12 protein-coding genes are annotated in these 12,427 nt (G+C 53.7%); 4 read left to right on the top strand and 8 right to left on the bottom strand.

Going from position 1 to position 12,427, the window contains the following annotated elements; genetic code table 11:
* Nucleotides 1–12 precede the first annotated feature (12 nt).
* Nucleotides 13–603: a GTP cyclohydrolase II gene (ribA, locus tag B3B59_RS12210; protein ID WP_040075365.1), complete on the top strand. Its 591-nt coding sequence runs from the start codon at nt 13–15 to the stop codon at nt 601–603.
* Nucleotides 604–652: 49 nt separating this feature from the next.
* On the opposite strand, the gene acnA is transcribed toward ribA, so the two are convergent.
* The 6 genes from acnA to topA all read right to left on the bottom strand — a co-directional run bounded on the left by acnA (nt 653) and on the right by topA (nt 8,134).
* Nucleotides 653–3,328 (bottom strand): aconitate hydratase AcnA, encoded by a 2,676-nt coding sequence (gene acnA / locus B3B59_RS12215; RefSeq protein WP_207291847.1) that lies wholly within the window; start codon nt 3,326–3,328, stop codon nt 653–655.
* Between the two features lie 174 nt (nt 3,329–3,502).
* Nucleotides 3,503–3,601: a small membrane protein YmiC gene (gene ymiC / locus B3B59_RS12220; RefSeq protein WP_327061775.1), complete on the bottom strand. Its 99-nt coding sequence runs from the start codon at nt 3,599–3,601 to the stop codon at nt 3,503–3,505.
* A gap of 133 nt (nt 3,602–3,734) precedes the next feature.
* Complete coding sequence (locus B3B59_RS12225; RefSeq protein ID WP_286809121.1) at nt 3,735–3,905, bottom strand: hypothetical protein; 171 nt, start codon at nt 3,903–3,905, stop codon at nt 3,735–3,737.
* A gap of 2 nt (nt 3,906–3,907) precedes the next feature.
* Complete coding sequence (locus B3B59_RS12230; protein ID WP_080346611.1) at nt 3,908–4,069, bottom strand: YmiA family putative membrane protein; 162 nt, start codon at nt 4,067–4,069, stop codon at nt 3,908–3,910.
* 305 nt (nt 4,070–4,374) lie between these two features.
* A complete protein-coding gene (gene cysB / locus B3B59_RS12235; protein ID WP_040075362.1) occupies nt 4,375–5,349 on the bottom strand; it encodes an HTH-type transcriptional regulator CysB in 975 nt (324 codons plus the stop codon).
* A gap of 187 nt (nt 5,350–5,536) precedes the next feature.
* Nucleotides 5,537–8,134 (bottom strand): type I DNA topoisomerase, encoded by a 2,598-nt coding sequence (gene topA, locus B3B59_RS12240; RefSeq protein ID WP_286809123.1) that lies wholly within the window; start codon nt 8,132–8,134, stop codon nt 5,537–5,539.
* A 398-nt stretch (nt 8,135–8,532) separates the two neighbouring features.
* Here topA and B3B59_RS12245 point away from each other — a divergent pair, with 398 nt between their 5' ends.
* A complete protein-coding gene (locus B3B59_RS12245; RefSeq protein WP_040075359.1) occupies nt 8,533–8,784 on the top strand; it encodes a YciN family protein in 252 nt (83 codons plus the stop codon).
* Nucleotides 8,785–8,815: 31 nt separating this feature from the next.
* On the opposite strand, the gene sohB is transcribed toward B3B59_RS12245, so the two are convergent.
* A complete protein-coding gene (sohB, locus tag B3B59_RS12250; protein WP_286809125.1) occupies nt 8,816–9,862 on the bottom strand; it encodes a protease SohB in 1,047 nt (348 codons plus the stop codon).
* A 247-nt stretch (nt 9,863–10,109) separates the two neighbouring features.
* On the opposite strand from sohB, the gene B3B59_RS12255 reads away from it, so the two are divergent.
* Nucleotides 10,110–10,871: a YciK family oxidoreductase gene (locus tag B3B59_RS12255; protein WP_040075357.1), complete on the top strand. Its 762-nt coding sequence runs from the start codon at nt 10,110–10,112 to the stop codon at nt 10,869–10,871.
* Nucleotides 10,868–11,458 carry a cob(I)yrinic acid a,c-diamide adenosyltransferase gene (cobO, locus tag B3B59_RS12260; RefSeq protein WP_286809126.1) on the top strand — a complete coding sequence of 197 codons (591 nt, stop codon included), beginning with the start codon at nt 10,868–10,870 and terminating at the stop codon, nt 11,456–11,458. The genes B3B59_RS12255 and cobO overlap by 4 nt, the downstream gene beginning before the upstream one ends.
* Before the next feature lie 32 nt (nt 11,459–11,490).
* Here the strand turns inward: cobO and rluB are convergent, their stop codons facing one another.
* Nucleotides 11,491–12,366 (bottom strand): 23S rRNA pseudouridine(2605) synthase RluB, encoded by an 876-nt coding sequence (gene rluB / locus B3B59_RS12265; protein ID WP_040075355.1) that lies wholly within the window; start codon nt 12,364–12,366, stop codon nt 11,491–11,493.
* Between the last annotated feature and the right edge of the window lie 61 nt (nt 12,367–12,427).

A 12,427-nucleotide genomic window follows, 5' to 3' on the forward strand; every position in this document is an offset into this window, starting at 1 on the left:
CTGGAGAATCACATGCAGCTTAAACGTGTGGCAGAAGCCAAACTGCCTACCCCCTGGGGCGATTTCCTGATGGTGGGTTTCGAAGAACTGGCAACCGGGCAGGATCATGTTGCGTTAGTCTACGGAGACATTTCCGGTCAGACGCCGGTACTGGCACGCGTGCACTCTGAATGTCTGACGGGCGACGCGTTGTTTAGCCTGCGTTGTGACTGCGGGTTCCAGCTCGAAGCTGCCCTCTCGCATATTGCTGAAGAGGGGCGCGGTATACTGATGTATCACCGCCAGGAAGGACGTAACATTGGCCTGCTGAATAAAATACGGGCCTATGCACTGCAGGATCAGGGTTACGATACCGTCGAAGCGAACCATCAACTGGGCTTCGCGGCCGATGAGCGTGATTTCACGCTGTGCGCGGATATGTTTAAGCTGCTGGGCGTAGACGAAGTGCGTCTGTTGACCAACAACCCACGTAAGGTCGAAATTCTGAGCGAAGCGGGCATCAATATCGTGGAGCGCGTACCGCTGATCGTCGGACGTAACCCGAAAAACGCCCATTACCTGGATACGAAAGCCGCCAAGATGGGCCATCTCCTCGGCGAATAAACGCGATAAAAATGAATGCCCGGCCATCGCTGCCGGGCATTTTTTTGCGTTAGTTAAGCATGTTTCGAATGACGTAATGCAGGATGCCGTCGTTCTGGTAGTAGGTTAACTCGGTTGCGGTATCAATACGGCAGCGGCATTCCAGCACTTCCGTTTTGCCATCGGCACGCGTCAGCGTAACTGGCACGGTCGCCCCCGGTTTCAGATTTTGAAGATCGCGAATATCGATCTTCTCCTCACCCGTCAGCCCCAGCGTTTTCCGTGATTCGCCCTGCGGGAACTCCAGCGGCAAGATGCCCATCCCAATCAGGTTTGAACGGTGGATACGCTCGAACGACTCGGCAATCACCACCCGCACGCCTAACAGACGTGGCCCTTTCGCCGCCCAGTCACGGCTGGAGCCAGAGCCATACTCTTTCCCGGCGATAACCGCCAGCGGCGTGCCTTCCTGCTGATAGGCCATGGCCGCATCGTAGATCGACACCACCTCGCTGCCCGGCAGGTGACGGGTCATGCCCCCCTCTACGCCCGGAACCATCTCATTACGAATGCGAATATTGGCAAAGGTACCGCGCATCATCACTTCGTGGTTACCCCTGCGCGAACCGTAGGAGTTAAAATCACGACGCTCTACACCGCGGCTTTGCAGATAACGTCCTGCCGGGCTGTCGGCCTTAATACTGCCCGCCGGGGAGATATGGTCCGTGGTCACCGAGTCCCCCAGCATTGCCAGGATCCGTGCCCCGTGGATATCCTCCAGCGGTTTTGGCTCGGTACCCATATCGTCAAAGAATGGGGAGAGACGAATATAGGTTGAGTCGCTCTGCCAGCTATAAGTATCTGAGCGTGCCACTTCGATATTTTTCCACTCAGGTGTGCCTTCAAAGACTTCGGCATACTCTTTGCGGAACATATCGGTTGAGACCTGCTCAACCGCGCGAGATATCTCCTGCGCCGATGGCCAGATATCTTTCAGGTAGACCGGGTCGCCTTTGCGGTCATGCCCCAGCGGATCGGTTGCCAGGTTGATATTCATGTTCCCCGCCAGCGCGTAAGCCACCACCAGCGGCGGCGAAGCCAGCCAGTTCGTTTTTATCAGGGGATGAATACGACCTTCAAAGTTACGGTTGCCCGACAGCACCGCACCGACGGTGAGGTCACCCTGCTTAATCGCCTGTTCGATAGGCTCCGGCAGCGGCCCCGAGTTGCCGATACAGGTCGTACAACCGTATCCCACCAGGTTAAAGCCCAGCTCATCGAGGTATGGGGTAAGTCGGGCCTGCGCCAGGTAATCTGATACCACTTTCGAACCCGGTGCCAGCGAGGCTTTGACCCACGGCTGACGCTTCAGGCCCAGCGTGACGGCTTTTTTCGCCAGCAGCCCGGCGGCCATTAGCACGCTGGGGTTGGAGGTATTAGTACAGGAGGTGATCGCCGCGATAGCCACCGCGCCGTCCGGCAGCTGGTAGGCGTGGCCGTTCATGGAATAATCGACGGGACGGCGATCTTTCTGCGCCGTATTGACCTCAAGCTCGGTGCTGGCGGCAAAGGCTTTCGGTACATCCCCCAGGGCAACACGATCCTGAGGGCGTTTTGGTCCGGCCAGGCTCGCCTCTACGCTGCCCATGTCCAGCGCCAGCGTACTGGTGAAGACGGGCTCATCTCCCGCATTACGCCACATACCTTGCGCCTTAGCATAGGCTTCTACCAGTGCCACCTGCTCCTCGCTGCGGCCACTCAGACGCATATAGTCGAGGGTGACGCCATCGATAGGGAAGAAGCCGCAGGTTGCGCCATATTCTGGCGCCATATTGGCGATGGTGGCGCGGTCCGCCAGCGGAAGAGAATCCAGTCCGTCCCCATAAAATTCGACGAATTTGCCCACTACCCCGTGCTTACGAAGCATCTGGGTGACGGTCAATACGAGGTCAGTGGCGGTGATGCCCTCACTGAGTTTGCCGGTCAGTTTGAAACCGACCACATCAGGAATAAGCATTGATACCGGTTGACCAAGCATCGCCGCTTCGGCTTCGATACCGCCGACGCCCCACCCCAGTACCCCAAGGCCGTTGATCATAGTGGTATGCGAATCCGTGCCAACCAGCGTGTCCGGATAGGCCACCCACTCTTTATCCTGAAGTTCGCTCCAGACCGCTCTGCCCAGATATTCAAGGTTCACCTGATGGCAAATCCCCGTTCCGGGCGGTACGACACTGAAGCGGCTAAATGCCTGTTGTCCCCACTTCAGGAAGACGTAGCGCTCGTGGTTGCGCTCCATTTCCAGACGCACGTTCTCTTCAAAGGCATCGTCGTCACCAAAGTGGTCAACGGTAACGGAGTGGTCGATAACAAGGTCAACGGGGGAGAGAGGATTCACTTTTGCGGTATCACCGCCCAGCCGTTTAACGGCTTCACGCATGGCGGCCAGGTCAACAACGGCAGGCACGCCCGTAAAGTCCTGCATTAAAACCCTGGCGGGGCGGTAGGCGATCTCCCGGTCAGCATGGGCGGTTTTCAACCAGCCGGCGAGCGCGCGAATATCTTCAAGCGTGACGGAAGTTTCGTCCTGCCAGCGCAGCAGGTTTTCCAGCAACACTTTTAACGACTTGGGTAGACGCGCAATATCCCCAAGTTCCCTGGCAGCCAGCGGCAGACTGTAGTAATGGTAAGTTTTATTCTCAGCCTGCAATGTGTCCTTACTGGCTTCGCGTAGGGTTAACGACATAAGCTCCTCCTTAATTACAGGGATTGCGATGTCCTGACAGTTATCAGGGCTGTAATTAAAGATAACACAAAGAGAACGTAACGTTTTGATAACAACCCAAATTGATAAATTAGCGGGATAAATCTGAATAAAGACGCATAAAAAACCCCGCACACAGGCGGGGTTTTTAAGCAATCAGTTGATTGTCATCCAGATTAGCTGGCACCAGAAAAGGATCGACAGTGAAAACGCGCCCATCCAGGACCAGTATTTGATACTGCGCATATTATTCATCATTGCGACACCAGTCATATATTTATTCGTAAGGGTTGAGGTTTTACTCAGTAATATTGCTGATGTGTATTTATTAATGAGTACAAAAGCGCGGCGAGTAATTGGACAATTACGCGGAGCGGCAAAAACTAAATTATTGTTTTTTCGGTTCGTCTTCTGCGAACGCGTCAATAAAAGCTTTCTGCTGCGGCGACAGCTTCCAGGAAGCCGGCACGTTAGCCTTGTCAGGTTTACGCGTGTCGCGCGCTGTGTCACGGTGCTGACACATTAGCTTGATGATTTCAAACCGCTCCTGAACAGCCATAGTTAACCCCAAAAGTGCCAGACGAGGAGCGCAACAACCACCCAAAACAGTGCTGAGCCAAGGAATACGGCCAGCCAGGCTTTACGCTTGAGCTGCGGGTCCCTTTGCGGTTCTTCACTTCCTGATGGCATTGCTATCCTCTTGCAATCGATTTCGCTTATCATTTCGATACCAAACAATCGGCATAAGTAATCATGGTTGAGATAAATCCTAAAAGAACTTTAGACGAAAATCCAGTGAATTTACGAATCCTAAGCCATTAAATAGTTAATCTTTTGACCGGAAATAAATAATTGAAACGATGAATTTGCGAAGCGGGATAATATTTTCTACTTTTGTCGCAAATTTGCGACAGTTTAGTCTGGCGAAGGGAGAAATTGGGCGGGTTAAACGAAGATGATGATAATTCTAATTTAGGTTAAGCCATTAAAGACGGTATCTTTCCGCAGGGGAAAGATACCGGATGTGATTATTTTTCCGGAAGTTTAATATCTTTAAACATCGCTTCGATATCTTCATTCGAGCGTAACGCGACGGCGGTATCCACCACATCGCGCGTCAAATGAGGCGCGAAACGTTGAATGAAATCATACATGTAACTGCGCAAGAAGGTGCTACGACGGAAACCGATTTTGGTCGTACTGTGGCTAAATACGCCCTGCGCATCCAGACGGACTAAATCCGGATCGGAGACGGGATCGACCGCCATACTGGCAATCACCCCTACCCCAAGCCCCAGACGAACGTAGGTTTTAATGACGTCGGCATCAGTAGCGGTAAAGACGATACGCGGCGTCAGCCCGGCACGATTAAATGCGGTATCCAGCTCTGAGCGCCCGGTAAAGCCAAAGGTGTAGGTCACCAGCGGGTACTGGGCCAGTTCCTCAATAGAGACGGAGCTCTTCGCCGCTAAGGGGTGATCCGGGGTCACTACGATAGAGCGGTTCCAGTGATAGCAAGGCAGCATGACCAGATCGTCGTACAGGTGCAGGGCCTCCGTGGCAATCGCAAAGTCAGCATTGCCTTTCGATACCGCCTCGGCAATTTGCGTGGGCGAACCCTGGTGCATATGCAGTGATACGCGCGGATAACGCTCAATGAAACCCTTAATAACGCCTGGCAGCGCATAACGCGCCTGGGTGTGGGTCGTCGCAATATAGAGCGAACCTTTATCAGGCCAGGTGTGTTCGCCCGCCACGGATTTGATGGCATCCACTTTGGATAGCACTTCGCGCGCAATACGAATAATTTCCTGCCCGGCGGGAGTGACCTGCGTCAGGTGTTTACCGCTACGGGCAAAGATTTGGATGCCCAGCTCATCTTCAAGCATACGCACCTGCTTGCTGATACCGGGCTGGGAGGTATAAAGACCTTCTGCGGTCGAAGAGACATTGAGGTTGTGATTAACGACCTCAACAATATAGCGAAGCTGCTGTAGTTTCATGCCAGACCATCCGATTTAACGCACACGGGCAATCGCTTAAGACGATTTGATAATAAGAAAGGGATTAACTATAACCACTATATCATTTATATCATCACTGTATAGTACGGAACTAAAAATAATAAGAATGTAATAAAAAAGGGCCGGAGATCCGGCCCTTTTACAGGTAAGTTACGGTATATAAAGGTTATTTCTTACCTTCGACCCATTTACCGTCAACGAAGAATGCAGACCAGCCAGTGGCTTTGCCCTCTTTTTCCGCTGCAACATACTGCTGTTTCGTTTTACGGCTAAAGCGGACCACGGTCTTGTTCCCTTCTGGATCCTGCTGCGGCGCATCAGCCAGATAACGCAGTTTTTCCGGCAAGCGGTCGCGGAAGCGGTACAGCTCTTCCACTAATGGCGCGCGGGTTTCGCGAGATTTCGGGAAGGTGTTAGCCGCCAGGAAGACCCCTGCAGCACCGTCGCGCAGTACGAAGTAAGCGTCCGATTTCTCGCATGGCAGTTCAGGCAGCGGAACCGGATCTTCTTTCGGCGGCGCCACTTCACCGTTACGCAGAATCTTACGCGTATTTTTACACTCGTCGTTTGTACAAGCCATGTATTTGCCAAAACGCCCCATTTTCAGGTGCATTTCAGAACCACATTTTTCGCACTCTACAATCGGGCCGTCATAGCCTTTGATGCGGAACTCGCCCTCTTCGATCTCGTATCCATCGCAGGTTGGGTTATTACCACAAACGTGCAATTTGCGTTTCGGATCGATCAGGTAGCTGTCCATCGCCGTGCCACATTTCTGGCAACGACGTTTGGCGCGCAACGCGTTGGTCTCTGCGTCATCACCTTCCAGCACGTTAAGAACTTCGTTCTCTGGCACCAGGTTAATGGTGGTTTTGCAACGCTCTTTCGGCGTCAGCGCGTAACCGGAGCAGCCCAGGAAGACACCGGTGGTCGCAGTACGGATACCCATTTTGCGGCCACAGGTCGGGCAATCGATGCTGGTCAGCACCATCTGGTTCGGCTGCATGCCGCCCTCTTCCGGCGCCTTTTCCGCTTTATCCAGCTGAAGGGTGAAGTCGCTGAAGAAGCTATCAAGCACCTTCTTCCATTCCGCCTGATGGTTCGCCACCTGATCGAGACGATCCTCCATCTGGGCGGTAAAGTCGTAGTTCATCAGCTCGCGGAAGTTGTCTTCCAGACGGTCGGTGACAATTTCTCCCATCTTCTCGGCGTAGAAACGACGACTCTCAACGCGTACATAGCCGCGGTCCTGGATGGTGGAGATGATTGACGCGTAAGTCGACGGACGACCAATACCGCGTTTTTCTAACTCTTTAACCAGTGACGCTTCGCTAAAACGTGCCGGCGGCTTAGTAAAGTGCTGAGCCGGGGTTAATTCAACCAGCGAGAGTGTGTCGCCCTTATTCACTGCCGGCAGGGTGCGGTCTTCATCACCTTTACGCAGCGCAGGCATCACTTTAGTCCAGCCGTCGAAGCGCAGAATGCGACCACGCGCTTTCAGACGGAAATCACCCGCAGCAACGGTCAAGGTTGTGGAGTCGTACTGGGCCGGGTTCATCTGGCAGGCAACAAACTGACGCCAGATCAGTTGATAAAGTTTCTGCGCGTCCGCTTCCATATCTTTCAGCGATTCAGCGGAGACGGCTACATCAGAAGGACGAATCGCTTCGTGCGCTTCCTGAGAGTTTTCTTTGCTCGCATACTGGTTCGCACTCTCCGGCAGATATTTCTTACCGAAGTTATCGCTGATGTAATCCCGCACCATGCTCACAGCATCCTGACTGAGGTTCGTCGAGTCAGTACGCATATAGGTGATGTAGCCTGCCTCATACAGACGCTGCGCCATCATCATGGTTTTCTTCACGCCGAAGCCCAGACGGGTACTTGCCGCCTGCTGCAGGGTGGAGGTGATAAATGGTGCGCCAGGCTTGCTGGAGGTCGGTTTATCTTCACGCTCCACCACGTCGTAACGTGCTTTTTCCAGCAGCGCCACGGCAGCCATGGTCTGGTCGCGGTTTTCCGGACGAAACGGCTTGTCGTTCTGATGCGTGACTTCCAGCGGCAGTTCATCGCCAGCCGGGGTAGTAACGTTGGCATTGATATCCCAGAACTCTTCCGGGACGAATGCTTTAATCTCACGCTCGCGCTCTACGACCAGGCGTACCGCTACTGACTGAACACGTCCGGCGGACAGCCCACGGGCAATTTTTTTCCACAGCAGCGGAGAGACCATGTAACCCACAACGCGGTCCATAAAACGACGGGCCTGTTGCGCATTTACACGATCGATATTCAGTTCGCCCGGCTTTTCAAACGCCTGACGAATCGCATTCTTGGTAATTTCGTTAAATACGACACGGCTATAGCGTGTCTCGTCGCCACCGATGATCTCCCGCAGGTGCCATGCAATGGCCTCCCCTTCGCGGTCAAGGTCGGTTGCGAGATAGATGTGGTCTGCTTTTTCAGCCAGCTGTTTCAGCTCGTTGACAACTTTCTCTTTTCCTGGCAGCACTTCATATTGTGCCTGCCAGTCATGCCAGGGATCGATCCCCATGCGGTTGACGAGCGCACTACGTTCATCCTTTTTAGGCTTTTTAGCCCCTTTGGTGGAGGTAGAGTCTGCGCTCTTTTTACTGGCTGAGCCACTGGTCGGCAAATCGCGGATATGACCGACGCTGGACTTAACCACGTAGTCACTACCCAGATACTTATTGATCGTTTTGGCTTTTGCCGGGGACTCAACGATAACGAGAGCTTTACCCATAATCACCTTTACCTAATTTGTTTCTTCCAGGAATACGTCGCACGTAATTTCACCTTCCACTGGCGACGAGCCATTTATATTGCGACATCCCCGGTGGATATCAACCCCCTGCGGTTTCGGGACGACAACGCGTCTTTCTGCAGGCGGTTGAGTTAACGGGCTTTTTCTCGCATCAACGTGACTGCACGACGAAGTTTAGGTCGAATGTCAAGCAAATCTATTGCCAGAATGACGAAAGCGCACACTCTACCTGATATAATTCGTTACGCAACTTTATTAGCATGCAAAAGCAAATCTCGCCAGCAGGGTCAGCAGGATAAACCCACTGCTAAAACAGGGAAAATTTGCCCACTTCATCGCTGCGGCGTAGACTATTGTCACTGTTTAAGGAGTGGATTATGCAGCAAACGACCCAACCTGTTGATCGAGCCACGTTGCTCGCAGAAGCAAATAAACTGATTCGTGAACATGAAGACACCCTGGCTGGCATTGAAGCCACGGGCGTCGAGCAGCGCAACGGCGTGCTGGTGTTCAGCGGTGAGTATTTCCTTGATGAGCAAGGGCTTCCAACCCCTAAAAGCACCGCGGTGTTTAATATGTTTAAATACCTGGCGCATACGCTCTCGGAAAAGTATCACCTTGTTGATTAAAAAAACGCGAGGCCTGGGCCTCGCGTTTTAGTTACAGCAGCGGTTTTTGACCGCGCTGAAGCCAGCGTAGCAGAAGGCGATCGGCGCTCTCAGCCGCGCTGTTGGTGAATCGGTCAGTCAGGCGTTTACGCTGGACAAACCGTACCCCTACCAGTTCATGGTTTTCCATCAGGCCCAGCAGCAGATCGTCGCTAGTCCCCACTTCGTCAACCAGCCCTTTCTCCTGCGCCTGGACACCGTACCAGTGCTCACCGGTTGCAACCTGATCAATATCCAGTGATGGACGCATCTGCTTAACGAAATCTTTAAACAGATGATGGGTTTCATTAAGATCTTCGCGAAACTTCTGCCGTCCCTCTTCGGTGTTTTCACCTAACAGCGTCAGGGTACGTTTGTACTGCCCCGCCGTGTGCAACTCGATATCAATATCTTTGCTTTTCAGAAAACGGTTGAAGTTAGGGATCTGCGCTACCACGCCAATCGACCCGATAATCGAGAATGGCGCCGCGACAATTTTGTCCGCCACGCAGGCCATCATGTAGCCGCCGCTTGCCGCGACTTTGTCGACCGCGATCGTCAGAGGGATCTGCTTGTCACGTAAGCGCTGCAGCTGCGAGGCTGCCAGGCCATAACCGTGCACCACTCCACCAGGGCTTTCGAGTCGTACCACCACTTTATCTTGCGGTTTGGCAACGGCAATAACAGCGGTTACCTCTTCACGCAGGGAAGTCACTTCATGCGCATCCATACTCCCTTTAAAATCCAGCACATAGACGCGCGGTTTTGTCGGCTCGTCTCGCTGTTCCTGTTTAGCCTTCGCTTTAGCGGCTTTGGCTTCCTGCTTGTGTTTCTTCTTCTGGGCTTTATGCCACAGCTTTTGCTGATGTTTGTCGAGCAGGGAGACCGACATATCTTCCTGCATTTCACTGTACTGCTCGCTCAAACGGGTAATACGTAACTCGCCGCGCTGACGCTTGCGCTGCGTCAGGTTAACAATGAGAACTGCGATTATCGCAATGGCAATTACCACCGTTGCGATTTTCGCCAGAAATAAACCATATTCAGAGAGTAATTCCACGCGTCCACCTTGATTTAACCACTTGTTTTCGCACCCAGTGTACAACAGCCATGGCCGGGCGTCTCGCTTGTGAAGTTACCCTTGCGATCGCGCTTCCGGAATGGTTAAACCGCCGCGAAATGTTTGCAAATTGTTAATTTCACTACCAAGTCTCCGGTAGACTGATTGAAATCACGCGCGCTTTCGGGCATAAACCCGAAAAGCGTAGAGAGCAGACGCAGAAAACATGCGTGCCAGAGGAGTTACCGTGCACTATCAACCGAAAAAAGATCTACTGCAAAACCGTATTATTTTGGTCACCGGCGCCAGCGACGGCATTGGCCTTGAAGCAGCCTTGACCTATGCCCGCCACGGCGCCAGCGTGATCCTGCTGGGCCGTAACGAAGAGAAATTACGCGCTGCGGCCGACGATGTCGCCCAGGTGAGCCCGCATCCGGTGCGCTGGTATACACTGGATCTCCTGACCTGCACCCCTGAGAGCTGTCAGGCCCTGGCGCAGCGCATTGCCGCCCACTACCCTCGCCTCGACGGGGTGCTGCATAACGCCGGTTTACTGGGGGAAGTGCGCCCGATGGATGAACAGGATCCGGTGTTGTGGGAGCAAGTGATGCAGGTCAACGTCAACGGTACTTTTTTCCTGACTCAGGCATTGCTTCCTTTATTACTGAAGTCAGACTCTGGCTCGCTGGTCTTTACCTCTTCCAGCGTTGGCCGTCAGGGGCGTGCCAACTGGGGCGCTTATGCCGTCTCGAAATTCGCTACTGAGGGGATGATGCAGGTTCTGGCAGAAGAATATCAGAGCCGTCATCTGCGCGTGAACTGTATTAACCCAGGAGGTACGCGTACCAAAATGCGTGCCAGCGCATTCCCGACGGAAGATCCGGACAAACTCAAAACACCTGCCGACATTATGCCGCTCTATTTATGGCTGATGGGCGATGATAGCCGCCGGAAAACCGGTATGACTTTTGATGCCCAACCGGGCCGTAAACCAGGGATTTCCCAATGAGTGATGATCGTCATCAGCAGCGCCAGCAGCGGTTAAAAGAACAGGTCGACGCCCGCGTTGCCGCCGCTCAGGACGAGCGTGGAATTATTATTGTCTTTACGGGCAATGGTAAGGGTAAAACTACCGCCGCGTTTGGCACCGCCACTCGCGCGGTCGGTCACGGTCAAAAGGTCGGCGTAATCCAGTTTATTAAAGGCGAATGGCCAAACGGCGAGCGTAATCTGTTGGAACCGCATGGGGTAGAGTTTCAGGTGATGGCAACCGGGTTTACCTGGGACACGCAAAACCGGGAGACTGACACCGCCGCCTGCCTGGCGGTCTGGCAGCATGCCGAGCGGATGCTGGCTGATCCCACCCTGAACATGGTGCTGCTAGATGAGATTACCTATATGGTGGCCTACGACTATCTGCCGCTTGAAAGGGTCATCACCGCGCTGCAAAACCGGCCAGCTCATCAGACGGTGATCGTGACCGGGCGTGGTTGTCACAGAGATATTCTGGAGATAGCGGATACCGTTAGTGAGCTACGTCCGGTCAAACATGCGTTTGATGCGGGGGTGAAAGCGCAAATCGGTATCGACTATTAAGAAAAAACCCGGCAATGCCGGGTTTGTCGTTTTTAACCGTTGTTGTTACGGCTGCCTGAGCGGCGACCGGTGCTCACCTGGCTGTGGCGCTTCACCGCACGGCGGATCTGGTTCGCCTTCATGCGACGGCGATCTTTCTCAACCGCCACCTTGGAGGTGGTTTCCGGCGTCAGCCCAACCAGCTCGCGCAGGTAGTTTGTCTGGGTTAAATCCAGCTCGGTGTAACCACCGCGTGGCAAACCTTTTGGCAGGAGGATGTCGCCGTAGCGCACGCGAATCAGGCGGCTGACCTGCACGCCCACGGCTTCCCACAGACGGCGCACTTCACGGTTACGGCCTTCGGTCAGGGTCACGTTGTACCACTGGTTGATGCCTTCACCGCCGGTGAATTTGATGGTTTTGAATGCTGCCGGACCATCTTCAAGCTGCACACCGCGCGACAGGTCGCGCACTTTATTGTCGTCGACTTCACCAAACACGCGCACCGCGTATTCACGCTCAACTTCACGACTCGGGTGCATCAGACGGTTGGCCAGTTCACCATCGGTAGTGAACAGCAGCAGCCCGCAGGTGTTAACGTCCAGACGGCCCACGGCAATCCAGCGCGCACCGCGCAATTTCGGCAGGCGATCGAAGACGGTAGGACGCCCTTCAGGATCGTTACGAGTACAGAGTTCGCCTTCTGGCTTATAGTAAGCCAGCACGCGGCAGATCTGCTCCGCCGACTCTTTTACCGAGATCAGATGTCCGTCGATACGGATCTTCAGTCCCGGTACGATCTCAACGCGATCGCCCAGCGTAGCGATTTTGCCGTCTACACTGACGCGACCTGCTTCAATAATGGTTTCGATTTCACGGCGTGAACCGTGGCCAGCACGCGCCAGCACTTTCTGTAATTTCTCGCTCATTGAGCTTCCTTCAGGTGTCGCCTTCACAGGCGTCGAACAGGATTCATTATAGCGGGATAAC

The sequence above is a fragment of the Leclercia sp. UBA2479 genome (assembly GCF_002341985.1).
Lineage (GTDB): Bacteria > Pseudomonadota > Gammaproteobacteria > Enterobacterales > Enterobacteriaceae > Enterobacter > Enterobacter pneumoniae.